Consider the following 24,180-nt stretch of genomic DNA (forward strand, 5'->3'; position numbering starts at 1 on the left):
GTTGCGCGACAGTGACGATGGCTCGGCTCGCCTTGATTCCGGTCCGACGCTTCCCTAATGTGGTGCACCGACCGCTGTGGGTCGTCTGCCTCGGCCCTTCCCTCACGCGAGGCGCCCGGCGGTCGGTTGCAAAGGAGTCGGTGCCGGTGGCAACCATGCCCCCTCATCGTCACGCACCAGGGTCGCCCGTTCGACCGCGCGGTCTGCGCAGGGTCGCCCGTCGCCTGCTCGTGCTGGTCGCCGCCGCCGCGGTCGGTGCCGGGGTGATCGCCGTGCCGGCGTACGCCGAGCCGACGGTGGACGAGATCGAGGCGCAGATCGACAAGAAGTGGGAGGAGTTGGAGCCCACGATCGAGCAGTACAACAAGGTGCGGGCGCAGCTGAAGGTCAACAAGAGCAAGTCCGCCGCGCTGCAGAAGAAGATCGAGCCGCTGGCCCTGCAGAGCGAGCTGGCGCTCAACCGGGTCGGTGACCTCGCGTCCCGCTACTACATGTCGGGCCCCTCGCAGGAGATCGGCGCGCTGCTGGTCAGCGCCAAGCCGGACACCCTCACCGAGCAGCTCACCCTCCTCGACCGGCTCGCCGCCCAGGAGCGCAAGCAGGTCGAGGGCGTACTCGCCGTGCGGGCGAAGTACGACGGCGAGAAGCAGAAGCTGGACGCGCTGATCGCCACCCAGACCAAGCAGCAGAGCGATCTGGCGGCCAAGAAGAAGCAGATCGACGCCGAAATCAAGAAGCTCGAGGCGTCGATGCCGAAGACGACGGTCAAGACCGCCGGTTGCCCGACAATCAACGGTGTGGTCTCCGTAGCGGCGCAGAAGGCGATCAAGACCGCCTGCCAGCAGGTCGGCGACCCGTACGTCTGGGGTGCCACCGGCCCGAACTCGTTCGACTGCTCGGGTCTGACCCAGTACGCCTACAAGTCGGCCGGGATCTACCTCACCCACCACACGGGTGACCAGTGGAACGAGGGCAAGGCCGTCTCGCGCGCCGACGCCCGCGCCGGTGACCTGGTCTTCTTCTACTCCGGCCTGAGTCACGTCGGGCTGTATCTGGGCAACAACCAGATGGTGCACGCGCCACGCGCCGGCAAACCGGTGCAGGTGTCCAGCATCAACACCATGCCGGTCGCCGGGTTCCGCCGACCCGGCTGACCTCCACCAGGCACGACGACGGCCCCCGGTCACCTCGACCGGGGGCCGTCGTGTCTCCTCAGCGCGGTGCGCCGACCGGTTCCTCAGCGTGGTGCGCCGACCGGTTCCCTCAGCGCGGTGCGCCCACCGGGGACGGCAGGAGCTGTACGTCGGCGAGGTCGACGTACATGACGCGGTGGCCGAACTGGATCTGCGCGTACCGGTTCTGGCCCCGGATCACCGTCCAGTCGCCGGGCGAGGAGCCGTCGAAGGTGCTGGCCCGGTAGTACTCGCCGGGCAGCACCGCGCCGACCGCGTACCGCTGGCCGGCGGCGAGGGTGTACTGCAACGGTGAGATCGCCTGGTAGGGCACGCCGGCCGGGTAGGCGGCCTGCTCCGGGTACGCCCGCCCGTACACCGGGATCGTGGTCCGGCCGGGCTTCGGGGTGACCACCATCCCGACGGTCCAGGTCGCGGTCGGGGCGGACGCCGGGTTGTGGAACCAGGCCCGCTGCCCGAGGTACCAGATGGCCGTCCAGTCGCCCTGCCGGCCGGCCAGCGCGTACGTCTGGCCGGCGGAGGCCCGCGCGCCGTGGTCCGACACGTCCATCGTGTCGGGAGTGCCGTCGGGACGCAGTGCGATGTCGTTGACCAATGGTGCGTCCGGGGCCGGCGCGGTACGCAACACCACCGACGAGGAGCCGCGGGGCGCGCACGGTGTTCCCGGGGTGACGCACCCGGTGAACGCCGGCCGGTTGGTCGCGTAGTCGGGGTCGATCCGGACCAGCCCGGTGGCCGGGGTGCCGGTGTCGAGTCGGGGCGCGTGCAGCAGGTCGAAGTAGTGCGTCCAGTCCCAGTAGGGCCCCGGGTCCCAGTGCATCCCGCGCACCGTCGCCGCGGTGGTGCCGGGCACGTTGTCGTGGCCGATGATGTGCTGGCGGTCCAGCGGGATGCCCAGCCGCAGCGCGAGATGCCGGACGAGCTTCGCCGAGGTCCGGTACATCGCCTCCGTGTACCAGGTGCCCTGCGCGGCGAAGCCCTCGTGTTCAAGCCCGATCGACTTGGCGTTGACGTACCAGTTGCCGGCGTGCCAGGCGACGTCCTTGGTCCTGACGTGCTGGGCGATCTGTCCGTCCACCGAGCGCAGCGAGTAGTGCCAGCTCACGTAGGTCGGATCCTGCACGAGTTGCAGGGTGGTCGCCCAACTCGCCTCGGTGTCGTGGATGACGATGTACTCGATCTTCTGCCGGCCGGGTCGGTCGGAGAGGTCGTGGTTGCCGTAGTCGCCGTCGCCGAACGCCGCGTAGGGGGCGGGGATCCACTCACAGGACACCGTGCGGGGGCATTCCAGCCCGTCCGGACGGGCGAGTCGCCGCAGCCCGAGCCGGTCCAGCCAGGACCGCTCGGGGCGGACCGTCCGGGCCGGCAGGGTGACCCGCTGGCCGTCGTCGGTCACCCGCGTCTCGCCGGCGCCGATCGTGGTGAAGACCTCGTCGGCGAAGGCCGCCGCGGCATCGGCGCTGTCCGCGCCGGCGTAGCGGGCCACCGCGCCGTACCAGGTGGCCGGGTCGGTGCCGACGCCGACCGGGGCGCCGACCTCCCGTTGGTACGCGGCCAGCAGCGCCGCCCCACCCCGGATGTTCGTGGTCGGGTCGGTGCGCAGCGCCTCGACGGTGGCGCCGGTCAACGCGGCGGCGGCGTCCAGCGTCTGTAGCGCGGCGGTGGGCGGCGCGTCGTCGGTGGCGGGCGCGGGCGTCAGAGCGCGACGGGAGTCGTCGCCGCGCGGGTCCTCTCCCGGAGCGTCGTGGTGGCCGCGCCGGGGTAGGGCGGCCACGTGACGGGCGTCGGTCAGGTGCATCGGGCCGTAGCCGCCGCTGGTGCTCGGGGTGCCGGCGTTGCTGTCCCACCGGGATTCCAGGTAGGAGACGCCGAGCAGCACGTCGAGCGGCACGCCGTACTCGGTCGCGGCAGCGGCGTACTGCTGCTGGCGGTCGGCCACGGGTGCCGCGGCGGCCGGTCCGGCGGGTAGCGGTACGGTCGCCGTGGCGGTGAGCAGCGCGACGGCGAGCAGGGTCGGACGTTTCATCGAACCCCCTACATATGAACTGGTGTCGGTTGCGGTCACCTTCGCGCTACGGGGGAGTCCGCGTCAATACCTTTCCATGTATCAAAATCAGCGGAAAGAAACCTTCACATCACCGCGATGGAACGCGCGATTCGGTACGGAGTGTCACGGCCGCACGGGTTGCGGATCGGTAACGGCCGTCTCTACTCTGGTCATTCGTCGGCCCGGTAGCAGGTCTGCCCACCCCGGGCGGTAACGGACCGACACCGCCGAGTCGCTCGCGAGCGAGCCGGGGACCCACGATCCCCGGGGTGAATCCGCAGTTCCTGCGGTAGGGCGCCCACTTCCCGCCCGAACCCGTCAGCTAACCCGGTAGGCGGTCAGGAAGAAGGAGTACGGAACCCGGTGGCCTCCCATGCCCCGCGGCCGTCGTCCGGACGGTCGGCTCCGGCCGACCCGACGTCGACCGTGCCGCGTCCACGCTGGTCCCGCTTCACCACCGCCCTCGCCGCCCTGGTCGGCGTCGCCGTCGTCCTGACCGGCAGCGCCACGGCGGCCCACGCCGACCCGTCCGTCGCCGAGATCGAGAAGCAGATCGACGACGACTGGAACAAGCTCGAACCGATCATCGAGCGGCACAACGCCACCCGTACCGACCTGGCCCTCAAGCGCAAGCAGGCCGACGCCCTGGCCGCCCGGATCGCGCCGCTGGAGCGTCAGGTCGACGCCGCCATGAACAAGGTCAGCGCGCTGGCCGTGCGCGCCTACATGGGCGAGAACCTGTCGACCGTGAACACGATGCTCGGCAGCCGGTCGCCCAGCGAGGTCGTCGGGCAGCTCGAGATGCTCGACCGGTTCGCCCACAACCAGCAGGAGGACGTCCGTCAGGTCGCCGACCTGCGCAACGAGCTGGCCCGGCAGAAGGCGCCGCTGGACGAGATGGTGGCCCAGCTGACCCGCACCGAGGCCCAGTTGGCGGCGAAGAAGAAGCAGATCAACGAGGAGATCGACCGGCTGCAGAAGCTCCGCCTCAAGGTGTACGGCAACGGCGGCGGCGGTCCGCTGCGCCCGGCGCCCTGCCCGGCCAGCTACCCGGGTGGCGGTGCCGGTATCGCGGTCAAGTTCGCCTGCGCCCAGATCGGCAAGCCGTACGTGTGGGGCGCCGAGGGACCGAACTCGTACGACTGCTCCGGGCTGATGCTGGCCGCCTGGGCGAAGGCCGGTGTGTCGCTGCCGCACAACGCCGCCGCGCAGAGCCGGGTCACCAAGAACGTCAGCAAGAGCGACCTGCGCCCTGGCGACCTGGTCTTCTACTACAGCGACATCCACCACGTCGGGATGTACGTCGGCAACGGCTGGGTGGTGCACGCCTCCCAGGCCGGGGTGCCCGTCAAGATGAAGAAGGTCGACGACGGGCCCATCCACAGCTACGGCCGTCCCGGCTGACCGACGCGGGACAGGTTCGGGCCCGTCGCGATCCGCTCGCGGCGGGCCCTCGTCGTCCCTAGCGCGTCGGCCAGGCGCGCCAGTTCTGCCAGGAGCGACTCGGCGTCGGCCCCCGCTGACCCTGGTAACGCGACCCGTACACCACCGAGCCGTACGGGTGCTCGGCCGGCGACGAGAGCCGGAAGATGCAGAGCTGGCCGATCTTCATGCCTGGCCAGAGGGTGATCGGCAGGTTCGCCACGTTGGACAGCTCCAGCGTGACGTGCCCGGAGAAGCCCGGGTCGATGAACCCGGCGGTGGAGTGGGTGAGCAGGCCGAGGCGGCCCAGCGAGCTCTTGCCCTCCAGTCGGCCGGCGAGCTGGTCGCCGAGCGAGATCACCTCCAGCGTCGAGGCGAGCACGAACTCCCCCGGGTGCAGCACGAACGGCTCGCCGTCGGGCACCTCCACCACCGAGGTCAGGTCGTCCTGCTGCATGGCCGGGTCGATGTGGGTGTAGAGGTGGTTGTTGAAGACCCGGAACAGCCGGTCGAGTCGTACGTCGATGCTGGAGGGTTGTACCAGGGTGGGCTCGAACGGCTCCAGGCCCAGCGTGCCGGCCTTGATCTCGGAGACCAGGTCACGGTCGGAGAGCAGCATCGGACCACCATAGCGAGGTGGGCGGTGACCAGCGTGTCGAGGTCGCTCCTCGTACATTTGTTCGATAGAATGCCCGCATGGCTTCCTGGTCCGATTTCGCCGCCGACGAGCCCCGCCTCGCCGACGGCATCCGCGTTCTCCTGCAGCAGTACGGGCCGGGCTTCGGCTATCTGGCCACGGTCCGCGCCGACGGTGGGCCCCGGGTCCATCCGGTCTCCCCGGTCATCACCGACGAGGGTCTGTTCTGCTTCATCATCGACTCGCCGAAGCGCCGCGACCTCGAACGGGACGGCCGTTACGCGCTGCACTCGTTCCCGCCGGAGGAGAGCGACGACGAGGCGTACGTGGCGGGCCACGCCTGGCCGGTCACCGATCCGGTCCGGGTGGCCCGGCTGGCGCAGAGTGCCCGGGCGGAGCCGCGGGTCGACTGGCGGCTGTTCGAGTTCACCGTCGACGTGGCGATGCTGACCCGTCGCGACCAGCACGGCCTGGGCACCGCCGTGGGGCGTCCGGCCGTCCAGGTCTGGCTCGATCCGCACACCCCGCCCGCGGCGACCGCGCCTCCGGCCGTACCGCAGACTCGCCCGACCCGTCGCAGCCGCGACGTCCAGTGCACGGCCGCCTGACCACGGCCCTGGGGAGAAAAACGCCGGTGCCGGCTCCGTCGTGACGGAGCCGGCACCTGGTGTACGCGAGGAGAGCTACGCCGCGCGGTACGCGTTCCACGCGGTCAGCATGCGGCTCGCCTGACCCGCGGTGAACTGGTACATGCACGAGTCGTAGGTGTAGTCCATGAAGTTGGTGATCGGGTCCAGGCCGGTCGCCGAGCAGGTGTTCCGCCCGGTCGGGCACTGGTACGCCGGGGACGCCTCGGCCGGGGTGTCGCTGACCTGGTCGCCGGAGCCGCCGCAACCACCCTGGAAGGTGTGGTACAGGTTCAGCCAGTGGCCCACCTCGTGGGTGCCGGTGTCGCCCTGGTTGTAGTTGGTGGCCGTGCCACCCGGCAGCGACTCGCTCAGCACGACCACGCCGTCCATGCTGCTCAGGTTTCGCTGCGGGAAGGTCGCCCAGCCCAGCAGGTCGTCACTCAACTCGCCGAGGTAGATGTTGAGCGTGTTCTTGCCGCCCACCCGCAGCGACGACTTCATCGACCGCTCGGCGGACGAGCCCTCGACGATCGGGTACCAGGACGGGTTCGTCACCCGGTTGATCTTGTCGAGCCGGAAGGCGAACGCGGTGGCCGCGCCGCCGGTCGACCCGGCGTAGGCCTGGTTCAGCACGCTGATCTGCGAGGTGATCATCGAGTCGGGGATGTTGCCGCCGGCCCGGGTGCTGTTCTCCTGGATCACGTGCACCACCACCGGGATGGTGACGGTGGCTGCCAGCGCCGTGGCGCCGGCGCCGGCCCGGTAGTTGGCCCGCTCGCGCAGCGCTGCCGCCAGGTCGGCGTCCCGCTCGCGAACCTGCTTGGCGGTCAGTTCGTTCGGCTCGTGCTTGGCCCCCGCGCCGGGCTTCGCCCGGGCGTTGGCCTGGCTGCCGGCCGGCTCCGAACAGGCGCCGCCGGGCGCCGCGGAGAAGGCCGAAGCGGCCGGGACGACCCCCACCGCGGCGGTGCTGAGCAGCAGCGCGAGGGTCGTCGACGCGACACCGGCGGCACGCCGGGTCAGCAGGTTGGGACGGAGTCCCATGGGCCCACCTCTTTCTGGCGGCGCGACAGGGGGTGTGTCACGCCGTGGCTGAGAACGTGTGGCAGACGTTACAACCCATCGACGCATTTGAGAACGGCCATATGTTGCCGTCGGGAAACTTCTTCGGCGCTGGGCGCGACCGGCCGGCGCGCGGGGGTGGCTGGGTGCACGGCCGCGACGACTCGGGTACAGTGGTGCCGCCCGCGGGTGTAGTTCAATGGCAGAACATCAGCTTCCCAAGCTGACAGTGCGGGTTCGATTCCCGTCACCCGCTCCACGCACGGAAGCCCTGGTCAGGACAAATGTCCGCCAGGGCTTCCGTCGTTCCAGGTCATACGTCGTCCGCGCTCGGGCCTTGCTGACCTCGGGCGGATCGGCAGCTCGTGCCATCACCTCCAGCGAAGAGGGGCAGCCTTGTCGGTGTCGGGCTCCCATGATGGGCGGCGTCCCGACAACAGGTGCTGCGGGGCGCCGGGGACCTTCGGTCTGAACCAGAGGGAGTAAGAGGCGGCTCACGGGGCGGCCGTACGCGTGGCGCACGATCGGCACCCTGAGTAGACCCCCGAGGACCCGCGCTACTACTTGTTGCCGGAACACCGATGGGCCGATGAGTGGATCGTCGCGCTCCGTTTCCGCTATGCGCCGAGCGCGACAGCCTGAAGCTCGTCCAGCGTGCTGCGGTACCAAGTGCCTCGGGTGAAGGCATGCAGGTCGCCGCCCCGGCAGGTGTAGCGGAGAAACTGTGCTTCGACGCCGTCGGGGAGCACGAGGCGGCACTGCCCGCCGATGCGGCGCACGCCGTCTCGGCCAATGCGCAGCAGTGTCGCCATGTCGTACTCGGGGCCCCAACCCCCTAGAAGAGCTCGGTCCGCGCCATTGACCAGCATGCTGTGCGCGGACTGATAGGGGGACGCCCCCCAATCCATAACCTTGTCACCCGACACCGACTGGATATGGAAGTCCGTGTAAGGGCAGAAGTGGGCAGTTTCGCCCTGCAGGTTGAGTGTGTAGCAGTCAGAAATGTACGGAAGCCCCGCGTCCATACCTCACCGTTGATCGCGCCACCCTCGGTGCGACCTGCCGCCAGCAGGACCCGCCCCTCCGGCAGCGGTTGCACGAACGACACCCGGAAGTCTGTATCCACATCGATGGCGCTGACAATCCGGACTCCGTTGCCACCGAGATGCGCGGTCACCTGCTTGCGCCGAGAGGCGGTCCGGTGTGACCAGACGGCGAACGCCGTGCCGTCGGGCCCGACACCGACGGCCTCGGGCTCACGTTCCATGTCCGCGCGGTCTGCCGGCGTCAGAAATCCGTGGCGTTCCAGTGGCACAACCGGCAACTGCAATACCTCCAGCCGCCGTTGAAGGCTGGCCTGATCCCGTTCGCCTCGTCTCGTCGTCATCACGGCCATCATCGGTCACCCGGCAACCGGATTCGCGAGGATCGGCGGGCCAGCAGCCGAGGGTCCATCACGGACCACTCCAGGCCGCTCGGTAATGCCGCTGAACCGCGTACGACAGCCTTCAGCCTTGACCTACGTTACGACTTGCGGGTCTGGAAGCTCCGGTGCTGCGCCCACTCGCCGGTCCAGGCCGCGAGATCGTGCACCCATACGTCCTCGCTCTGCTCGGCCTTGACCTTCCACTTCGCGGCGTTCATCGCTGCGAAGGCGTCGAGAGTTTCGTGACCGACCGAGGCCCAGGCGGGGAACTGTGCCAGCCACTCCTCGGCCTCCGACGGGCTGTGACCACTGCCGATCAGCCACTGCACGAGCAGAGCCAGCTCAACCCACGCGGCGGCCTGGGTGGTCCACGCCCAGTCAACGACGCGCATTCCCGTCGGGGTGAGGATGAGGTTGGTCGGGTTGATGTCGGAGTGAACGAGGGTCCGGCCCTGCATCTCGGGTAGCGCGAACCCGAGTCGTCCGGCCGGGGTGAACCAGGTCCCGGGCGGGGCCGGCGTGTCCTGAAGTGCTTTCAGGACCACCCGGAGCAGGTCCAGATCTGGACTGCCGGGAGACAGGTCGGGATGAGGGCCGTCAAGCAGCTCGGCCCCCACCACCAACCAGCCATCACGCTTGAAGTGCCACAGGACGGCCGGCGGAAACCAACCGACAGCCCTGGTTGCTCTCAGCTCGTAGCGCAGCGTCTGGACGCTCAGCCCGGTCGAGGCGGCCTTGACGAAGACCGTGCCGGACGTGCCGACGACGGTCGACGCGATCTCCGCGTGGTTGCCGGTCGGAGCCGGGCGTACATCGATGATTTCGCCGACGCGCTCGGCAATCTCCGTCACGACTGTCTCGGGCAGGGCGGCCCATTCGCGGCGCATGGCTACCTCTTGGTCACTTGCCGCCGGGCTGCGGCGGGTTTGGCGGGCAGCAGGATTCGGCCTCGCCGTACCAGAATTCCAGGTCGACCCGGTAGCCGGTCCGGTGCAGCGCCGCGAGCGTGAAGGTCACGGCGGTTCCGTCCATCATCCCCTCGGTCAAGATGGGGATGTGGTGCACGAAGCCTCCGGCGATCTGCTCGCAGGCGGCGGCGTACGGCTCGGTGTGCTGCAACACCGAATGCCACACCGCGTCGACCGGAAGTGTCGGCACGACGCGACCGATCGACCCGTCCGGCAGAGGCATCCCGAAGTCTTCGTTCGTCACGTTGTCGGCGTGCGCCTTGAGGAAGATCAGGAACTGTTCGACGGCTCGCTCCGCGTAGGACCGGGTGACGTGGACGTCGGCGGCGAAATAGGCGACCAGTTTGCCGAACGTCTCGGCGTCGACCAGTGTGCGCGGGTCGGCGGCGGTCGTCTTCGGCGTGCTTGTGGTGACGGTCATGTACGGTCCCTTCCGTTGCTCTCGCTGTGCGGAGATGCGTTCCCCGCGCCGGTTGTGCTCGGTGCGCCCGGGTGGCCGCCGGTTGGCCAGGACGGCGGCCAGCGGGAACCTAGACGCCGCTGTTCGACGTGGCGGGTTCGACGATCGGCTTGCGGAACGGTCCCCATCCCACGAATCGGTCGAAGAGGGCTCGCGGGCTTGGCCCGTCGTGCGGGTTCAGGTGGTACAGGTCGCGCATCGCCTCGTAGAACAGTCCGGCCAGGTAGATCGACAGGCTCGGCATCTTGCTCTCGTACTCGGCCTTGAGCATGAGTCGCGCCGTCGGGCACGGCCACGGCTGACCGTCGGCGCGGCAGGCCCAGTGGGGACGTAGCGGCGTGTGCGGCGGGGCCTGGCCGTGCTGGCGAGGGCGGTCCGCTGCCGGTCCTCGCTCGGGGACGGAGACCTGCCCGGAGATCATTCCTGACCCCCGTTTGCCCGGAACGTCTGAGCCCGGGTCAGGCGACCCACACTGCCGACCTCGTCAACCCGGAACGCCTCGGTATGCGCCGTGACCCAGGCCGGAGGTCGCGGGGCAGGACGAGGTGCAGGCACCTTTGGGACAGGGTTTCTGCGCCAGAACGAGAAACGCACGGTGCCTCCTTCGCACTGTCATCTTGGGAAGGGGCCGCCCCGTAAGTGCTCGCCGGACAGGGCGGCCCCGGTACGAACACGTCCGCCGGGTTCGGGTCCCTGCCGGCCGCGCCGTCTGGTTCCACCCTGCGATGACAGGACTACGCTGGGAAGTAGGTCGATGCTTTCAGCGGCTTTCAGCAGGGGGACCCGTGGAAGATCTAGGCGGGCAGTTGCGTCAAGCTCGCATCGAGGCCGGCGTTTCGCTTGCCTCGGTGGCGGCGCGGTCGTGCTACTCGGCTTCGCATCTGAGCAACGTCGAGGCAGGACGACGGACCGCTACCCCTGACATCGTGCTTGCCTACGCGCGGGCATTCGGGGAGGGTGACGTGAACCGTCGACAGGTGCTCGGGCTCGCGGCGGGTGCCGTCGGCCCCGTAGTAGCCGGTGAGCTGATCCGGGCCGGTTTCAGCGCAGCTCTTGACGGACGAGGGGCCGAGGAGGACTGGCGCGAGCGAGTCGACCAATACGGGCGGGACTATATGGCCGTAGGCGCGGCGGTCCTTCAGGCGCGCCTCGCGAGCGACCTCGTGATCCTTCAGCAGCACCTCGACACGCCGCGCATGTGGACCCACGCAGCGCGAGCGCTTGTGACCTACGGCAAGACCACGCCCAACCCCGCCGAGGCAATCCGCTGGTATGACCTCGCGGCAACAGCCGCTGACCGGTCCGATGACCTCGGTGTGCGCGTGTGGGTACGCGGAAGGGCAGCCATCGCCCTCGCCTACGAAGGGGCAGCATTGCCCACCGCCCGGCGCTATGCCGAACAGGCCATTGCACTTTCCGACCGGCCGTCACTTGGACGCGTACAGGCGCTCATGGCACAGGCGCACGTCTCAGCCGGGCGCGGCGACGAGGCTGGGGCGATTTTGCACGACACCGAGGCTCGAAGGGTTTTCGACCACGTTGCGTCGCCCGACGGCGAAGTCTCGGATACCGCCGTGCCGCCATGGCGCATGGCGACCTTCCGCAGCATGTTGTACGCCCGCCTCGGCATGCTCGGACCGGGCAGCGAGGCACAGCAGGAGGCCGACCGGACGCGGCCGGCGGGCCTACCCCGATTCGCGACGCACATCGAGCTGCACCGTGGCCTGACGATGGCAAAAGCTGGCGATCGGGCCGGCGGCGTCGCCTACGCCCGCCAGGCGTGGGAAGCCCTCCCAGCCGAACGCCGATCGCAGAGCCTTGCCCTGATGCTGCGCGAGGTCGAGCGGGCCGGTGGCTCCTACCGGCGCGGGAACGAAAGCACCGTCGCGGCCAGCTGATCGACGGTCGGTCGCTCGTCGAGGCAGCTCAGCTCGTAAGCCTCTTCGTTTGCGGTGACCGTTGGCCCGGGATGCGCTTGTCTTGCCGCCTGTGCTGAACCAGGCGCATCGACGCGCGTCCCGGCCCTGTCAGCCGATTCCCCGCACCGAGCTACGTGATTAGCGTCCGAGCATGCCCCCGCCGCAGCAACCCCACCAGCCCGCCGTCCTCCCCAACCGTTCCGCCCCCGGTTCCTACCGGATGGTGTACGTACTCGCTGGCCTGGCCGCGCTCTGTTGGGCCTTCGCCGCGCTGAGCGCTGCGATGATGGTCGACGCCCGCGACCTGCCCGAGGGGACGGTGACCCTCATCGCCTTCCTCTGGCTCGTCGGGTTCGAGATGCTCGCACTGCTGTTGCAGCTGATCGCGGCGTGGGAGCTGCGCCGGCGCAACTCGCCGTTTGCGGCTCTGTTCACCCTCCTGGTCGCGGTCGCCGGGGTCGTGGCGACGTTCGTGTTTCTGGACCGGTCCGGTTCGTGAGCGGTCCGTCCGGGTCGTCGACCCGGACGAAGGCCCCAGCCAAGGGATGTTCCCTGGCTGGGGCCTCGTTCGTGCTCAGCCCTCAGTGATGGTGAGAACCACCGGGCCACCCGGCAGGGTTTGGCTGTCCGAGCGGTCCGGCATGTTCCATGCGCTGCTCTTCTGGGCGGCATCGCTCACCCTGAAGCCCACCGTGTACTCACCCGGTGCCAGGCCCTGCCAGGGCAGGTACAGCCAGCTCGTCACGGTGCCGTCTTCGGCCTGGCTCGCGCCGCCTCCTGAACTCGACAGCACGTTGCCGTCGGTGTCGTACAGGTATACGTCCAGCCCGTCGATGGGTGCTACCTGCACCTGGGTCGTGATGGTCAGCTTCGGGGAGCCCTGGCCCACCTCACTCGCGGGCAGCGACGACGGATCCAGGGTGGCGCCCAGGACCACCGGCGGGTTGGGGCTCGGAACTCGCGTGATCTTGAGCCCCGGGTCGGGTGCTCCGAACGCCGTGCCGTACAGCGCGACCTTGCCGGCGCCGTCGACGACCGAAATACCCTGGACATCGCATTTTTCGGTCTGCCGGTAGACCATCACCGGAACGGCGATCCGACCGTCCGACTTGACGGTCGGGGCACCCCACTGGGTGCAGCCACCGAAACCGAGATCGACGTTGACCGCCGAAATGCCCTTGGTCGCGCCGGTGATCGACATGGTGAGTTCCGTCATCACCTCACTGCGCCAGTTGTTGACCGGGTTCGGGCTGATCGCGAAACCGCTCGCCTGGACCGTCGAGTTGAACGTCGTGGTGATCGACGGCGCGGCCGGATTCTTGTAGGTGGTGGTGCCGCCCGCGTTGTTGTGCAGAACCAGCGCGGCTACCCGCCAGTTGCCGGCATCCGCGCTCGCCGGCAGGGTGACCTCGATCGAACACGACATGTAGGTGCCGTCCCGATCGCCGCCGTAGACCCTGCCGCACCGGACACCGCTGCCGTACGGGTCGCGTTCCCAGGTGAACGGCATGGTGACTCCCGCTCCGCCAGGCCCGGCCAGCCGGATGGTGCCCTTCCAGAAACCGGACTCGTTGTCCTGCACCATGAAGTCGTACGTGACAGTGGCCGGGCCGTTCCCGACGTAGAAGTAGGGCTTCCGCAACTGCCCGCCCAGGCCGATCGACTCGACCGAGGGGCCGGACGTGTCGATGAGCGTTCGCGCGGTGAACCGGTAGCCGAACGACTGCAACGCAGCGGCGGAGATGTTCGCGGTGCGGTCACCAGCACTGATGGTGACCTTGATGACCTCCCAGGTTGCGGTGGTCGCATCGGAGTACCTGCGCACCGGCAGGTGGTACGAGTAGGTGGACTCCTGCGGGGTGCCGGACTCGTAGGTGGCGTCGGTGCAACAGGTCTCCTCGAACCCGTAACCCGCGGTCCACTCGTGGCCGACCAGTGCGCCGGTCACCGAGCTGCGCATGCGCATCGTCACGGTGCCGTGGATGTAGGTCGCGTCGGGGTCCGTGTTGGTCACGGTCCAGGTGAGCTTGTTGGAGGCGTACTGCTCGGTCACGTCGACAACGGGTTGTTCGAAGGCGAGGGCGGTCAGTGCCAGACGTGGCGTGGCGGCGTGGGCTGCGGTGCCACCGAGCACGGTCGCGGAAACCGCGACGGCAATCGTCAACGCGCCGTGGACCAATCGGCGCGCGAGAGTGAGAGACATGGTGAGTTCTTATCAGTGAGTCACCGTTCAGGCTGCCCCATTACTGGCTGCTGACCGGTTAGTCAGCCGTGCTGGTCCGTTCTCACTGAGTGCAAGCACAGATCCTGGACATTTCGTTGGTGTCAAGCGGAAAGTGTCCAAGATTTGCGGGCCGACCATCGTCACCGCCTCCAGAACAGCAGGTGGGTGACGCCGCTGGAACTGGGCACCTCATCCAGGTGGAAGCGGTCGAGCAGGTCGGTGTGGCTGTCCCACAGCCGCTCGCCCCGGTGCAGGTCGACGGGGGCGACGGCGATGTGCATCGTGTCGACCAGGTCGGCGTCGAGGAACGCGCGGATGGTCGCCACCCCGCCGCCGAGGCGTACGTCCCGTCCGTCGGCCGCCTCCTTTGCCCGGGCCAGCGCCTCGGCGGGGGTGGCGTCGAGGAAGTGGAACGTGGTGTCGGCCAGGGTGAAGGACGGCCGTACGTGGTGGGTGAGCACGAAGACCGGCGTGTGGAACGGTGGATTGTCACCCCACCACCCCTGCCACTCGTGGTTCTCCCAGGGCCCACGCTGGGGGCCGAACTTGTTGCGCCCCATGATCTCCGCGCCGATGTTGTGTTCGGCGTCGCGGGTCAGGTAGTCATCCAGTCCGCGGCTTCCGCCGGGCTCGGTGCGGTAGACGAAGCTGGCGGTGGCGGCCCGCCAGGAGAACAGCGGGGTGGGGTCGGCGTGGCCGAAGGGCCGCTCCAGGCTCTGTCCCTCCCCGGTCCCGAACCCGTCGCGTGAGACGTTGAAGCACTGCACCCGCAGTAGCTGTGGCATGAAGACTCCTCGTGAGATCGGCGGACGTCAGTTGACGGTCGCCGTCGGGCCGCCGCCCCGACCCCGGTCGTCGAGTACGAGCGCGGCGCGACCGTCCACCACGTACCGGATGTGGGTGACCTGCGGCGTGTGGATGACCCGGGTGGGCGTCAGCTCGATCGCCTCCTTGTCGGCGAGGTCGAGGTCGGCGTCGAGGAGGCGCAGGCCGGTGCCGAGCACGACCGGTACGAAATGCAGCTCCAACTCGTCGAGCAGACCGGCCTTGAGTACCTGTCGCACGAGGCTGCCGCCACCGGCCACGGCCACGTTCTTGCCGCCGGCCACGGCGCGCGCCTGTTCGACCGCGCTCGCCACGCCGTCGGTGACGTAGGTGAAGCTGGTGCCACCACCGCGCCGCAGGGTCTCGCGGGGCCGGTGCGTGACGACGAAGACCGGTCCGCGGAACGGCGGCTCGTCGCCCCACGGCACCTCGCCGCCGTCGGCCATCCGCCGGCCCATGACGTACGCGCCGGCCGCCTCGAACGTCTCGGCCATCACGTCGGAGTTGGCGTCGCGCTCGCCGCCGGCGAAGCCCTGCCGCTCGCGCCAGGCTGCCGCCTCGGTGGCCCAGCGGGTGACCCGGAAGAAGCCGGCGGCCTCGGTCGAGTCGATCCAGTCGCCGTCGCCGTCGAACTGTGGGCCGGCGTAGAACCCGTCCAGGGACACCGACAGTTGCGCGGTCACTTTCGTCATCTCGCTCGATCCTCTGCTCGGGTGGCACCCGTGGGGTGCCTGCTCGCAACGAGGTCGGAGTCGAACAGGACACCCCTACCGGGATGAGATGTGACCTGGGTCACTCCACGCCCCCGGTAGGCTGGCGATCATGCGGATTGGCATCGTGATCCTGCCGGACCAGCGCTGGGGCCAGGCGCAGCACCGCTGGCGGCAGGCCGACGAGTGGGGCTTCGACCACGCGTGGACGTACGACCACCTGGGCTGGCGGGATCTGGTCGACGGCCCGTGGTTCGACTCCATGAGCACCCTGACCGCCGCCGCCACCGTGACGTCCCGGATTCGGCTGGGTACGCTCGTGGCGTCGCCGAACTTCCGCCACCCCGCCGCGTTCGTCCGCCAGATCACCACGGTGGACGACGTGTCGGACGGTCGACTGCTGCTCGGTCTCGGCGCGGGCGGCATCGGCTTCGACTCTGCGGTGCTGGGTGGCGAGACGCTGCCGCCGCGCCAGCGGGTCGACCGCTTCGCCGAGTTCACCGAATTGCTGGACCTGATCCTGCGCCAGGACGGCACCACCTGGCGGGGTGACTGGTTCGCCACGGTGGATGCCCGCAACAACCCCGGCTGTGTGCAGCAGCCCCGGGTGCCGTTCGTGGTGGCCGCCAACGGGCCGCGCTCGATGCGGCTGGTGGCCCGCTTCGGGCAGGGCTGGGTGACCACCGGCACCGGCGACGACAACGACCTGGCGAGCTGGTGGGACAGCGTGTCGACGCTGTCCGCGCGGATGGACCGGACGCTGGCCGAGGCCGACCGCGACCCGGCGACCCTGGACCGTTACCTCCTGCTGGATTCCGCGCCGGTGTTCTCGCTGAGCAGCGCGCAGTTCTTCGCCGACCAGGTCGGGCGGGCCGCGGAGCTGGGCTTCACCGACGTGGTGACGCACTGGCCGCGTGCGAGCAGTTGGTACGCCGGCGACGAGGCCGTCCTGGCCGACGTGGCGACCCGGCTCCTGCCGCAGCTGCGCGGCTAGACCCGGCTCAGGTGCCCAGGTCCCCGGTGGCCACGCCGCCCTCGCCGCCGGAGACCAGTCGCAGGCGTAGGCAGACGATCGGGGTGTCCTCGTCGACGGGTGTGCCGAGCCGCGCCCAGTAGGCGGCGTGCCCGGTCCGCCACTCCTCGATCGAGCGGTCACCCTCGCCCTCGGCCCGGGCGAAATCCCAGGGCACGTCGCCGAAGCGGACCACCTCGACGCCAGTGATCTCGACGACGCCGGTCAACGCGTCGTCGTCGTCGACGAGCGCCAGCCGTTCGCCGACCTGCTCCAGTTCCTCGTTCTCCTCGGCGTACTCGGCCAGCCGGCCGGCGGTCGCCGTCTTCACGCCGGACAGCACCAGCGTGTTCAGGGTCGTCCGCAGCTCACCCGGCGTGCCGAGGGCGAGCGTGCGCAGGTCACCGATCCGAGGCCACATCCTGCCGAGGCTAGGCCAGCGTGGCCGTACCCGCCGCCGTAATTCGTCCGACGCGGCTCAGATCAACTGCACGGCGTAGCCGGCCGCGTCGAGCAACCGCTGGTCACCGGTGGTCGCGTGGGCGTCGAGGACTGCGTCGGCCAGCTTGACCACGTGCGCGTCGCCGTGCCGGGCCGCCCGGGCGAACACCTCCGCCGGGGTCGCGGCGGCCACCGACGGCGGCGCGACCGCGTCGCTCGGGGCGTACACCGAGGTAACGGCCGCCGTCGCGGCCCAGGCTGCGGCGAGGCTCGGTGCCCAGAGCGCCCGGTCGAGTGCCGGCAGGGTACGCAGCACGGCGGTCGGCGCCGTCACCGCGTGCACCAGCATGACCGGCTCGGCGTGCCCGAAGCGCAGGTAGTCGAGGCCGGCGCGGTGCACGAGCGTACCGAGCCCGCGTTCCGCCTCACCCGGCGTCCGCGCGGGGCGCAGCGCCGCGAGCGCCGGTTCCCATCGGGGTACGCCCACCAGCCGGCCCAGCCGCTCCCGGATGCCACCGCTCTGGTCGTCGATCCGGGGCACCCCGGCCAGCGCGGCGACCACGTCCGGCCCGACGGTGCCGGGGTGGCCCGACGAGATCGGCGCGAGCAGCCGGTCGGCGCCGGGCACCGGCTGCCAACGGGCCGCCCAGTAGCCGAGGGCCTGGCCCAGTTCGGTGAGCCGGGGCGGGTTCGCCCCGTGCAGGTGCAGGGCGCGTACCGCGTGTCCGACCCGGATCACCCCGTGGGTGGCGCCCGCCGCGATGCCGGGCAGCAGTCGGGGCCACCAGGTGCCGAGCACGTCCCGCCACGGCTGTTCGCGCAGCTGCCGGTCGAAGTGGGCCAGCCAGTCGCCGGCCCGCTTCGCGTCACCCAGCGCCGCCCGCCAGTCGTCGATCGGGTGCAGCCCGCGGGGTAACTCGTCCAGCCGGGTGAGGTAGTCGTCCAGCCAGCGGTGCACCTGTCGCTCGTGTCCGTGCCGGGCCAGCGCCTCGACGGCCATTGGGCCGTGGTTGGAGAGCCACCCCGCGTATTCGGGGCCGGTGCGGTGCAGCCGTTCGTACGCCTCGTCGAGAATCCCGTCGCTCATGCGTCGATCGTCGAAGGTGAAGCGCGCTTCAAGTCAACCCGGCAGTTCCGCGCCCGTGATCAGACCGGTGATCCGCAGCGCGGCGGCGGTCTCCGGTGGGCAGTCGACGGTCACCACGGCCGCGCCGAGCACCTGCGCGCCGCGCGCGGCGCAGATGTCGTAGAGGGCGCGGATCTGTGCGCCGGTGCGTACCCAGTCGTCCACCACGAGCACCCGGTCGTCGGGGCCGAGGTGCCGTTCCCGTACGGCCAGGTCGACCTGCCGGCCCCGGTAGTCCGGCGGGCTCTGTGCCCAGGTGAGCGGGCCGGCCGGCAACCTGCCGTCGCCGGGCTTGTGCGCGGCCACGAAGCCGACGCCGAGGGCGGTCGCGGCCAGCGGTCCGAGCAGCAGGCCGGTGACCGCCGGGGCGAGCACCACGGTCGGCCGGGCCGCCCGGTAAGGGGCCGCCAGGGCCGGACCCAGCTCGGCCAGCACCGTCGGGTCGCGCCACCAGCCGGAGATGTCGCTGACCAGGTGGGTGGCGCCCGGGCCCGGGTCGATCCAGCGGAACAGGGCGGCCAGGCGTCCGGTCAGCTCGGTGGGCATCGGTCCATCGTGCGGCACGGGTGCTCGGTGCGTCCGCACCTGGGCCGCTCGACCCACCCGCGCCTCGGATGATCGGCTATAGCTACAGGGCAAATCCTGGCATACCACCATGATCACGTTGACTTCGGAAGTGCTTCTCTCGTTACGGTCCGACCCGGTTTGTTCAATCGACGAAAGGACCGGGCCGGTGGCAGGTAGGCACTCCCGTAGCCGCATCTTCTCCTCTCCGGCGGGCATCGCGGCCACCGCGGCGGTCGGCGTCGCCCTGGCCGTCGGTGGCACGGTCGGTGCCGTCCAACTCGCGTCCGATTCCGGCCAGTCGGGGCAGGCGGCGCTGGAATTCACCCCCACCACCGCCGGCAGCCTCACCCCCGGCTCCCCGACCCCCTCCGCGAGCGCCAGTGCCACCGCGACGCCGAGTGTGACGGCCAGCCCGTCCGCCAGCCGGTCCCCGCAGGCCGCCTCCCGGGGTAAGGCACGCACCGCGTCGCCGAAGCCGAGCCCCAAGGTCAAGAAGACCACGGCGGCGGCGAAGGTCCTCGACAGCGGCTCGTGTGGCGCCTCCTTCTACTCCGACGGGCAGCTCACGGCCAACGGCGAGTCGTTCAACCCGAACGAGTTGACCGCCGCGCACAAGACCCTGCCGTTCAACACCAAGGTCCGGGTGACCAACCCGAGCAACGGCAAGTCGGTCGTCGTGCGGATCAACGACCGTGGTCCGTTCATTGACGGCCGCTGCCTCGATCTGTCCCGGGCCGCCTTCGCCACCATCGCCTCGGTCGACGTCGGCGCGCTCACCGTTCGCTACGAGGTACTCGGCTGAGCGTATTTGAGAACGCCGATCTGGTGGCAGGTGTGGGCCGGCCGGACAGAACATCCTCGGACGACGGGCCAGGTTCATTCACCGGTTCACGTCGATCAGGCATGCTGTCCCTCGTACCCACGCGACTCCTCCAGTCGGGCCGTAGCCCGCTGAGCCCCGGATCCCGCGCCGGCCTCGGCGCGGCCGTCGCCCTGCTCGCGATCGTCTCGATGCTGGAGCTTGCCGACGGCCGTCGGGCCCACTACGTCGCGCTCCTGGCCGCCGCCCCGATCCTGGCCGCCGCGCTGGCGGCCTGGCGGGTGGTGCTGGGCGTGGGCGCCGTGGCGACCGTGATCGGGATCGCCTTCGCGGTGACCGATCCGAAGATGATGTTGGTGAACTCGGTCAACATGGTCGCCGTCGGGCTCGCGAGCGGGCTGGCCGTGGCGGTGGCCTGGGTACGACAGCGGCAGGCTGAGCAGATCGCCGAGCTGACCAAGCTCGCGTCGGTGGCCCAGCAAGCGGTGCTGCGTCCGCTCGGACCGCAGATCGGCATGCTCTCGGTGGCCGGTCGCTACATCTCCTCCACCGCCACTGCCGAGATCGGCGGTGACCTGTACGAGGCGATCGACACCCCGTACGGCGTCCGCATGATCATTGGTGACGTACGCGGCAAGGGGCTGGACGCGGTTCGCCTGGCCAGCATCGTCCTGGGCTCGTACCGGCACGTCGCCTACGAGCGGGCCGACCTGCGTGCCGTCGTCGCCGACCTGGACCGCGCGGTGGCCCGCAACGTCGGCGACGAGGACTTCGTGACCGCCGCGCTGGTCGAGGAGCGGGGCGGCACCCTCACGATCGTCAACTGCGGCCACCCGTCGCCGCTGCTGCTGCGCCGGGGCGCGGTGATCCCGTTGGAGCCGCCGGCGCCGGCCCCGCCGCTCGGGTTCATGCCGGCGGTCCGTCCCCGGGTGGAACGCCTGGAGCCGGGCGACCGGCTGCTGCTGTTCACCGACGGCCTCGGTGAGGCCCGGCGGGACGGCGAGTTCTTCCCGACCGCCGACCGGGCGTGGCGGCTGCTCGGACACGGCACGGTCGCCGACGGGCTCGCCTCGCTCGAAACCGCCCTCGTCGAATGGGTGCACGGCCGTCTTGACGACGACATCGCGCTGGTCCTGATGGAGTACGTCGGTTCCCGTACCGGGGTGACGTCGGCCGTGCCGAGCTGGGAAGTCGGCGCCGCCGAGAGCTGAGCGGGCCCACCGGACGGAACCTGTGTAATCGCCGTCACTCCGGTGATCGGGTTGTCGCTGCCTACCCGTGAGTAATACAGTCGTGGTTACTGATCGGTAACACCTGTCCGGAAGCGGGGCCAGTGAGCATGACCCACTACAAGAGCAACCTTCGGGACCTCGAGTTCAACCTGTTCGAGGTCTTCGGGGCGGACCGGGCGTTCGGCCAGGAGCCGTACTCGGACCTCGACATCGACACGGCTCGGAGCTTCCTCGCCGAGGTGGACCGCCTCGCCCGCGAGGACCTGGCCGCCAGCTACACGGACAGCGACCGCAACCCACCGGTCTTCGACCCGGCCACGCACACCGCGCCGCTGCCGGAGTCGTTCAAGAAGTCGTACCAGGCGTTCATGGACTCGGAGTTCTGGCGGCTGGACCTGCCGCCGGCCCTCGGCGGCACCAACGCCCCGCGCGCCCTCTGGTGGTCCCTCGCCGAGCTGGTGCTCGGCGCGAACGCACCGGTCTGGATGTACGCCTCCGGCCCCTCCTTCGCGCACGTCCTGCACGTCGAGGGCACCGAGCGGCAGCAGGGCTGGGCCAAGCTCTTCATCGACAAGCAGTGGGGCTCCACGATGGTGCTCACCGAGCCGGACGCCGGCTCGGACGTGGGCGCCGGCCGTACCCGGGCCGTCCCGCAGCCCGACGGCAGCTGGCACATCGAGGGCGTGAAGCGCTTCATCACCTCGGGCGAGCACGACCTGAGCGACAACATCGTGCACTACGTGCTGGCCCGCCCGGTAGGCGTGGAGGGCGTCGGCGGCCCCGGCACCAAAGGCCTGTCCCTCTTCGTGGTGCCGAAGTTCCACTTCGACGAGACCACCGGCGAGCTGGGCGAGCGCAACGGCGTCTACGCCACGAACGTCGAGCACAAGATGGGCCTGAAGGTCTCCAACACCTGCGAGGTGACCTTCGGCGAGCACGGCGTACCGGCCAAGGGCTGGCTGCTGGGCGACAAGCACGACGGCATCCGGCAGATGTTCATGATCATCGAGTACGCCCGGATGATGGTCGGCACCAAGGCGATCGCCACGCTCTCCACCGGCTACCTGAACGCCCTGGAGTACGCGAAGAACCGCGTGCAGGGCGCCGACCTGGTCCAGCAGGCCGACAAGACGGCCCCGCGGGTCACCATCACCCACCACCCGGACGTGCGGCGCTCGCTGCTGCTGCAGAAGTCGTACGCCGAGGGCCTGCGGGCGCTCGTCTGCTACACCGCGAGCTGGCAGGACAAGGTCGCCATCGCCGAGGCGGCCGGCGACGAGAAGGCCACCAAGCTGGCCAAGCGGGTCAACGACCTGCTGCTGCCGCTGGTCAAGGGCGTCGGTTCGGAGCGGGCGTACGAGCTGCTCGGGCACGAGGCCCTGCAGACCTTCGGCGGCTCCGGCTTCCTCCAGGACTACCCGCTGGAGCAGTACGTCCGGGACGCCAAGATCGACACCTTGTACGAGGGCACCACCGCCATCCAGAGCCTGGACCTGATCTTCCGCAAGATCGTCCGGGACAACGGCAAGGCGCTGCTGGCGGTGTCCGGCGAGATCCAGGAGTTCATCTCCACCGAGGCGGGCAACGGCCAGCTCAAGGAGGAGCGGCAGGCGCTCGGCAAGGCACTGGCCGAGATCCAGAACATCCTCGGCGTGCTGACCGGCTGGCTGGGCGAGGCGCAGGCCGGCGACCCCCGTGCGCTCTACAAGGTGGGCCTGAGCAGCCGGCGGTTCCTGCTGGCGATCGGTGACCTGGTCGTCGGCTGGCTGTTGCAGAAGCAGGCCGACGTGGCGCTCAAGGCCCTCGCCGGCGAGGTCTCCGCCACCGACAAGGCGTTCTACACCGGCAAGGTGGCCGCCGCCCGGTTCTTCGCCCGTGAGGTGCTGCCGCGTATCGGCGCCGACCGGCGGATCATCGAGGGCACCGACCTCGACATCATGGACCTCCCGGAGGAGGCCTTCTGACCGTGCCACGGCACGCTTGAGCGGTTTCGGGTCGCACCGCCCGGCACCCTCTCGACGGCCGGCGGGGCATCAGCCCCGCCGGCCGTCGCCGTCTCCGGGGCACCACCCGAGCGGCGCGACCTGCGCGCGTGTTGGCCGGGCGCGGTCGGGTATGCCGTGGCCGTGGCGGGTAACCCGCCTCGACCACGGGAACGCCCAGAGCCACCGCACGGGGGAGTGCAGCGCACATGGGTGTAGGAAGCGGCATCTTTCTCATCGCGCTCGGCGCGATCATGACCTTTGCGATCCGGGCCAACGTCTGGTGGATCGACCTGCGCGCGGTCGGCTGGGTGTTCATCCTGGCCGGACTCGCCGTGCTGCTGACCACCCTCTGGTTCTGGCAGGACCGGCGCAAGCGGGCCCGGACCCTCATCGTGGAGGAGAACCGGCTGTCCCATCCCACCGCGATGATGCCCCCGCCGCCGGACCCTCCGCCGCCGACCGCGCCACCGTCCTGACCTCCTGAGCGCGTACGCCTGAGCCACCCACCGTCCGGCGGGTGGCTCAGCCGCGTGCCGTGTGCCGCCGGGCGACCGGCGCTCCGCCCCGGCCCCATTCCGTCCAGGTGGCCGCGCTGGTGTGCACCGCCAACTCGGCGGTCCGCAGCCCCTCCTCGTCCGCCGTCTCCGGGTCGAGAAGCGCGGACAGCAGCGATACGCCCGGATTGTGGGCGATCAACAGCACCACCCTAGCTGCCGGATCGGCCGTCCGGACCAGCGCCAACAACTCCTCGGGGAGGGCGTCGTACGCGCCGGGCTCGTACCGCACGCTGGGGCGGGGACCGGTCGGCCCGCCCTCCGGTGGCGTGCCCGCCATCCCCATCGCCACGCCGTGCCAGGTCTGCCGGGTCCGCCGCGCGGTCGAGCAGAGCACCACGTCGGGCAGCAGTCCGTGGTGGGCCAACCAGGCGCCGGTCGCCGCCGCGTCGGCCTCCCCACGGGCACTCAGCGGACGCTGCGCGTCGTCCGTACCCTCGCTGCCCGGCTCGGCCTTCGCGTGCCGCAGCAACACCAGTGTCCGTACCTCGGAGGGGGTGTCCGTCATGCCCTCAGCTTGCCCGATTGGCGATCTCCCTGCCGGGGTAAGTCCAGGGATGCCGCACCCCCTACCAACGGCCCGCGGCGGGTCGTACGCCAGGTTAGAGCCGAGGAGCGAGACATGGGCATTGGTGGCAGCATCTTCCTGATCGCGCTGGGCGCGATCTTCGCATTCGCCGTGGAGGCCGACCTGGGGTGGCTGAACCTCGCCGTGGTCGGCTGGGTGCTGATGCTCGCCGGCGTCGCCGGCCTGCTGGTCACCCTCTACTTCTGGAACAGCCGCCGTCGTACCGTGGTCGCCGCCCCGGTCCGCGAGGAGCCGGTGGTGGTCGACCGGGTGGTGCCGGTCCAGGACAACCAGGTCATGCGGGAGTACCGCGAGGTGCGTCGGCCGGGCCGTCCGGTCTGATCCGCAATCGTGTG

General features: G+C 70.1%; 25 protein-coding genes, 1 tRNA gene and 1 riboswitch. Of the genes, 12 read left to right on the forward strand and 14 right to left on the reverse strand.

Annotated elements, in window-relative coordinates; translation table 11 throughout:
- Positions 1-140 precede the first annotated feature (140 nt).
- The gene (locus ACN263_RS30385; RefSeq protein ID WP_422737621.1) at positions 141-1,154 is read left to right on the forward strand and encodes an NlpC/P60 family protein; all 1,014 of its coding nucleotides are present in this window, start codon (positions 141-143) and stop codon (positions 1,152-1,154) included.
- A gap of 109 nt (positions 1,155-1,263) precedes the next feature.
- On the opposite strand, the gene ACN263_RS30390 is transcribed toward ACN263_RS30385, so the two are convergent.
- Positions 1,264-3,219 (reverse strand): N-acetylmuramoyl-L-alanine amidase, encoded by a 1,956-nt coding sequence (locus tag ACN263_RS30390; protein ID WP_422737622.1) that lies wholly within the window; start codon positions 3,217-3,219, stop codon positions 1,264-1,266.
- A 236-nt stretch (positions 3,220-3,455) separates the two neighbouring features.
- Positions 3,456-3,591: riboswitch (cyclic di-AMP (ydaO/yuaA leader) on the forward strand.
- Positions 3,592-3,603: 12 nt separating this feature from the next.
- On the opposite strand from ACN263_RS30390, the gene ACN263_RS30395 reads away from it, so the two are divergent.
- Positions 3,604-4,644: an NlpC/P60 family protein gene (locus ACN263_RS30395; protein ID WP_422737623.1), complete on the forward strand. Its 1,041-nt coding sequence runs from the start codon at positions 3,604-3,606 to the stop codon at positions 4,642-4,644.
- Positions 4,645-4,702: 58 nt separating this feature from the next.
- On the opposite strand, the gene dcd is transcribed toward ACN263_RS30395, so the two are convergent.
- Positions 4,703-5,281 (reverse strand): dCTP deaminase, encoded by a 579-nt coding sequence (dcd, locus tag ACN263_RS30400; RefSeq protein WP_266247661.1) that lies wholly within the window; start codon positions 5,279-5,281, stop codon positions 4,703-4,705.
- 77 nt (positions 5,282-5,358) lie between these two features.
- Between dcd and ACN263_RS30405 the strand changes: the two genes are divergently transcribed.
- Positions 5,359-5,907 carry a pyridoxamine 5'-phosphate oxidase family protein gene (locus tag ACN263_RS30405; protein WP_422737624.1) on the forward strand — a complete coding sequence of 183 codons (549 nt, stop codon included), beginning with the start codon at positions 5,359-5,361 and terminating at the stop codon, positions 5,905-5,907.
- Positions 5,908-5,982: 75 nt separating this feature from the next.
- Here the strand turns inward: ACN263_RS30405 and ACN263_RS30410 are convergent, their stop codons facing one another.
- On the reverse strand, positions 5,983-6,969 hold the full coding sequence (locus ACN263_RS30410; RefSeq protein WP_422737625.1) for a zinc metalloprotease: 987 nt from the start codon (positions 6,967-6,969) through the stop codon (positions 5,983-5,985).
- A gap of 203 nt (positions 6,970-7,172) precedes the next feature.
- On the opposite strand from ACN263_RS30410, the gene ACN263_RS30415 reads away from it, so the two are divergent.
- Positions 7,173-7,246, forward strand: a tRNA-Gly gene (locus ACN263_RS30415).
- A gap of 358 nt (positions 7,247-7,604) precedes the next feature.
- Here the strand turns inward: ACN263_RS30415 and ACN263_RS30420 are convergent.
- The 4 genes from ACN263_RS30420 to ACN263_RS30435 all read right to left on the reverse strand — a co-directional run bounded on the left by ACN263_RS30420 (position 7,605) and on the right by ACN263_RS30435 (position 10,262).
- A complete protein-coding gene (locus ACN263_RS30420; RefSeq protein ID WP_422737626.1) occupies positions 7,605-8,012 on the reverse strand; it encodes a hypothetical protein in 408 nt (135 codons plus the stop codon).
- A 499-nt stretch (positions 8,013-8,511) separates the two neighbouring features.
- On the reverse strand, positions 8,512-9,300 hold the full coding sequence (locus tag ACN263_RS30425; protein ID WP_422737627.1) for a phosphotransferase family protein: 789 nt from the start codon (positions 9,298-9,300) through the stop codon (positions 8,512-8,514).
- Positions 9,301-9,313: 13 nt separating this feature from the next.
- Positions 9,314-9,802 (reverse strand): hypothetical protein, encoded by a 489-nt coding sequence (locus ACN263_RS30430; RefSeq protein WP_422737628.1) that lies wholly within the window; start codon positions 9,800-9,802, stop codon positions 9,314-9,316.
- Positions 9,803-9,911: 109 nt separating this feature from the next.
- Positions 9,912-10,262, reverse strand: coding sequence for a hypothetical protein (locus ACN263_RS30435; protein ID WP_422737629.1), 351 nt, complete (start codon positions 10,260-10,262; stop codon positions 9,912-9,914).
- A gap of 364 nt (positions 10,263-10,626) precedes the next feature.
- Between ACN263_RS30435 and ACN263_RS30440 the strand changes: the two genes are divergently transcribed.
- Positions 10,627-11,739, forward strand: a complete 1,113-nt coding sequence (locus ACN263_RS30440) for a helix-turn-helix domain-containing protein (protein WP_422737630.1) — start codon at positions 10,627-10,629, stop codon at positions 11,737-11,739.
- Between the two features lie 172 nt (positions 11,740-11,911).
- A complete protein-coding gene (locus ACN263_RS30445) occupies positions 11,912-12,259 on the forward strand; it encodes a hypothetical protein (RefSeq protein WP_422737631.1) in 348 nt (115 codons plus the stop codon).
- A gap of 75 nt (positions 12,260-12,334) precedes the next feature.
- On the opposite strand, the gene ACN263_RS30450 is transcribed toward ACN263_RS30445, so the two are convergent.
- The 3 genes from ACN263_RS30450 to ACN263_RS30460 form a co-directional block, all read right to left on the reverse strand.
- Positions 12,335-13,963 carry a hypothetical protein gene (locus tag ACN263_RS30450; protein ID WP_422737632.1) on the reverse strand — a complete coding sequence of 543 codons (1,629 nt, stop codon included), beginning with the start codon at positions 13,961-13,963 and terminating at the stop codon, positions 12,335-12,337.
- A 161-nt stretch (positions 13,964-14,124) separates the two neighbouring features.
- Positions 14,125-14,769, reverse strand: coding sequence for a dihydrofolate reductase family protein (locus tag ACN263_RS30455; RefSeq protein ID WP_422737633.1), 645 nt, complete (start codon positions 14,767-14,769; stop codon positions 14,125-14,127).
- Between the two features lie 27 nt (positions 14,770-14,796).
- Positions 14,797-15,501, reverse strand: coding sequence for a dihydrofolate reductase family protein (locus ACN263_RS30460; RefSeq protein ID WP_422737634.1), 705 nt, complete (start codon positions 15,499-15,501; stop codon positions 14,797-14,799).
- 130 nt (positions 15,502-15,631) lie between these two features.
- On the opposite strand from ACN263_RS30460, the gene ACN263_RS30465 reads away from it, so the two are divergent.
- Positions 15,632-16,513 (forward strand): LLM class flavin-dependent oxidoreductase, encoded by an 882-nt coding sequence (locus tag ACN263_RS30465; RefSeq protein WP_422737635.1) that lies wholly within the window; start codon positions 15,632-15,634, stop codon positions 16,511-16,513.
- A gap of 7 nt (positions 16,514-16,520) precedes the next feature.
- On the opposite strand, the gene ACN263_RS30470 is transcribed toward ACN263_RS30465, so the two are convergent.
- Genes ACN263_RS30470 through ACN263_RS30480 form a run of 3 tightly spaced genes read right to left on the reverse strand, consistent with a single transcriptional unit; the run spans position 16,521 to position 18,644 of the window.
- Entirely contained in the window at positions 16,521-16,952 is a 432-nt protein-coding gene (locus tag ACN263_RS30470; protein ID WP_422737636.1) for an ASCH domain-containing protein, read from the reverse strand.
- Positions 16,953-17,009: 57 nt separating this feature from the next.
- Positions 17,010-18,059 (reverse strand): hypothetical protein, encoded by a 1,050-nt coding sequence (locus tag ACN263_RS30475; RefSeq protein ID WP_422737637.1) that lies wholly within the window; start codon positions 18,057-18,059, stop codon positions 17,010-17,012.
- A 33-nt stretch (positions 18,060-18,092) separates the two neighbouring features.
- Positions 18,093-18,644 (reverse strand): phosphoribosyltransferase family protein, encoded by a 552-nt coding sequence (locus tag ACN263_RS30480; RefSeq protein ID WP_422737638.1) that lies wholly within the window; start codon positions 18,642-18,644, stop codon positions 18,093-18,095.
- Between the two features lie 187 nt (positions 18,645-18,831).
- On the opposite strand from ACN263_RS30480, the gene ACN263_RS30485 reads away from it, so the two are divergent.
- From ACN263_RS30485 to ACN263_RS30500, 4 genes are all read left to right on the forward strand, one after another.
- The gene (locus ACN263_RS30485; protein ID WP_422737639.1) at positions 18,832-19,467 is read left to right on the forward strand and encodes a septal ring lytic transglycosylase RlpA family protein; all 636 of its coding nucleotides are present in this window, start codon (positions 18,832-18,834) and stop codon (positions 19,465-19,467) included.
- A gap of 101 nt (positions 19,468-19,568) precedes the next feature.
- Entirely contained in the window at positions 19,569-20,696 is a 1,128-nt protein-coding gene (locus ACN263_RS30490) for a PP2C family protein-serine/threonine phosphatase (RefSeq protein WP_422737640.1), read from the forward strand.
- Between the two features lie 128 nt (positions 20,697-20,824).
- Positions 20,825-22,681: an acyl-CoA dehydrogenase gene (locus ACN263_RS30495; RefSeq protein WP_422740879.1), complete on the forward strand. Its 1,857-nt coding sequence runs from the start codon at positions 20,825-20,827 to the stop codon at positions 22,679-22,681.
- Positions 22,682-22,908: 227 nt separating this feature from the next.
- A complete protein-coding gene (locus ACN263_RS30500) occupies positions 22,909-23,178 on the forward strand; it encodes a DUF6458 family protein (protein WP_007454197.1) in 270 nt (89 codons plus the stop codon).
- Between the two features lie 46 nt (positions 23,179-23,224).
- Here ACN263_RS30500 and ACN263_RS30505 read toward each other — a convergent pair whose 3' ends face one another.
- Positions 23,225-23,764: a SixA phosphatase family protein gene (locus tag ACN263_RS30505; protein WP_422737641.1), complete on the reverse strand. Its 540-nt coding sequence runs from the start codon at positions 23,762-23,764 to the stop codon at positions 23,225-23,227.
- A 114-nt stretch (positions 23,765-23,878) separates the two neighbouring features.
- Between ACN263_RS30505 and ACN263_RS30510 the strand changes: the two genes are divergently transcribed.
- Positions 23,879-24,166: a DUF6458 family protein gene (locus ACN263_RS30510; RefSeq protein ID WP_422737642.1), complete on the forward strand. Its 288-nt coding sequence runs from the start codon at positions 23,879-23,881 to the stop codon at positions 24,164-24,166.
- Positions 24,167-24,180 lie beyond the last annotated feature (14 nt).

Origin of the sequence: Micromonospora sp. WMMD729 (assembly GCF_049315225.1) — a bacterium.
Taxonomy (GTDB): domain Bacteria; phylum Actinomycetota; class Actinomycetes; order Mycobacteriales; family Micromonosporaceae; genus Micromonospora.

Coding starts and splice junctions, on each gene's coding strand:
- ACN263_RS30390 (WP_422737622.1), bottom strand. CDS start 3,219: ATGAAACGTCCGACCCTGCTCGCCGTCGCGCTGCTCACCGCCACGGCG.
- dcd (WP_266247661.1), bottom strand. CDS start 5,281: ATGCTGCTCTCCGACCGTGACCTGGTCTCCGAGATCAAGGCCGGCACG.
- ACN263_RS30405 (WP_422737624.1), top strand. CDS start 5,359: ATGGCTTCCTGGTCCGATTTCGCCGCCGACGAGCCCCGCCTCGCCGAC.
- ACN263_RS30410 (WP_422737625.1), bottom strand. CDS start 6,969: ATGGGACTCCGTCCCAACCTGCTGACCCGGCGTGCCGCCGGTGTCGCG.
- ACN263_RS30420 (WP_422737626.1), bottom strand. CDS start 8,012: ATGGACGCGGGGCTTCCGTACATTTCTGACTGCTACACACTCAACCTG.
- ACN263_RS30425 (WP_422737627.1), bottom strand. CDS start 9,300: ATGCGCCGCGAATGGGCCGCCCTGCCCGAGACAGTCGTGACGGAGATT.
- ACN263_RS30430 (WP_422737628.1), bottom strand. CDS start 9,802: ATGACCGTCACCACAAGCACGCCGAAGACGACCGCCGCCGACCCGCGC.
- ACN263_RS30435 (WP_422737629.1), bottom strand. CDS start 10,262: ATGATCTCCGGGCAGGTCTCCGTCCCCGAGCGAGGACCGGCAGCGGAC.
- ACN263_RS30445 (WP_422737631.1), top strand. CDS start 11,912: ATGCCCCCGCCGCAGCAACCCCACCAGCCCGCCGTCCTCCCCAACCGT.
- ACN263_RS30450 (WP_422737632.1), bottom strand. CDS start 13,963: ATGTCTCTCACTCTCGCGCGCCGATTGGTCCACGGCGCGTTGACGATT.
- ACN263_RS30455 (WP_422737633.1), bottom strand. CDS start 14,769: ATGCCACAGCTACTGCGGGTGCAGTGCTTCAACGTCTCACGCGACGGG.
- ACN263_RS30460 (WP_422737634.1), bottom strand. CDS start 15,501: ATGACGAAAGTGACCGCGCAACTGTCGGTGTCCCTGGACGGGTTCTAC.
- ACN263_RS30465 (WP_422737635.1), top strand. CDS start 15,632: ATGCGGATTGGCATCGTGATCCTGCCGGACCAGCGCTGGGGCCAGGCG.
- ACN263_RS30470 (WP_422737636.1), bottom strand. CDS start 16,952: ATGTGGCCTCGGATCGGTGACCTGCGCACGCTCGCCCTCGGCACGCCG.
- ACN263_RS30475 (WP_422737637.1), bottom strand. CDS start 18,059: ATGAGCGACGGGATTCTCGACGAGGCGTACGAACGGCTGCACCGCACC.
- ACN263_RS30480 (WP_422737638.1), bottom strand. CDS start 18,644: ATGCCCACCGAGCTGACCGGACGCCTGGCCGCCCTGTTCCGCTGGATC.
- ACN263_RS30490 (WP_422737640.1), top strand. CDS start 19,569: ATGCTGTCCCTCGTACCCACGCGACTCCTCCAGTCGGGCCGTAGCCCG.
- ACN263_RS30495 (WP_422740879.1), top strand. CDS start 20,825: ATGACCCACTACAAGAGCAACCTTCGGGACCTCGAGTTCAACCTGTTC.
- ACN263_RS30500 (WP_007454197.1), top strand. CDS start 22,909: ATGGGTGTAGGAAGCGGCATCTTTCTCATCGCGCTCGGCGCGATCATG.
- ACN263_RS30505 (WP_422737641.1), bottom strand. CDS start 23,764: ATGACGGACACCCCCTCCGAGGTACGGACACTGGTGTTGCTGCGGCAC.
- ACN263_RS30510 (WP_422737642.1), top strand. CDS start 23,879: ATGGGCATTGGTGGCAGCATCTTCCTGATCGCGCTGGGCGCGATCTTC.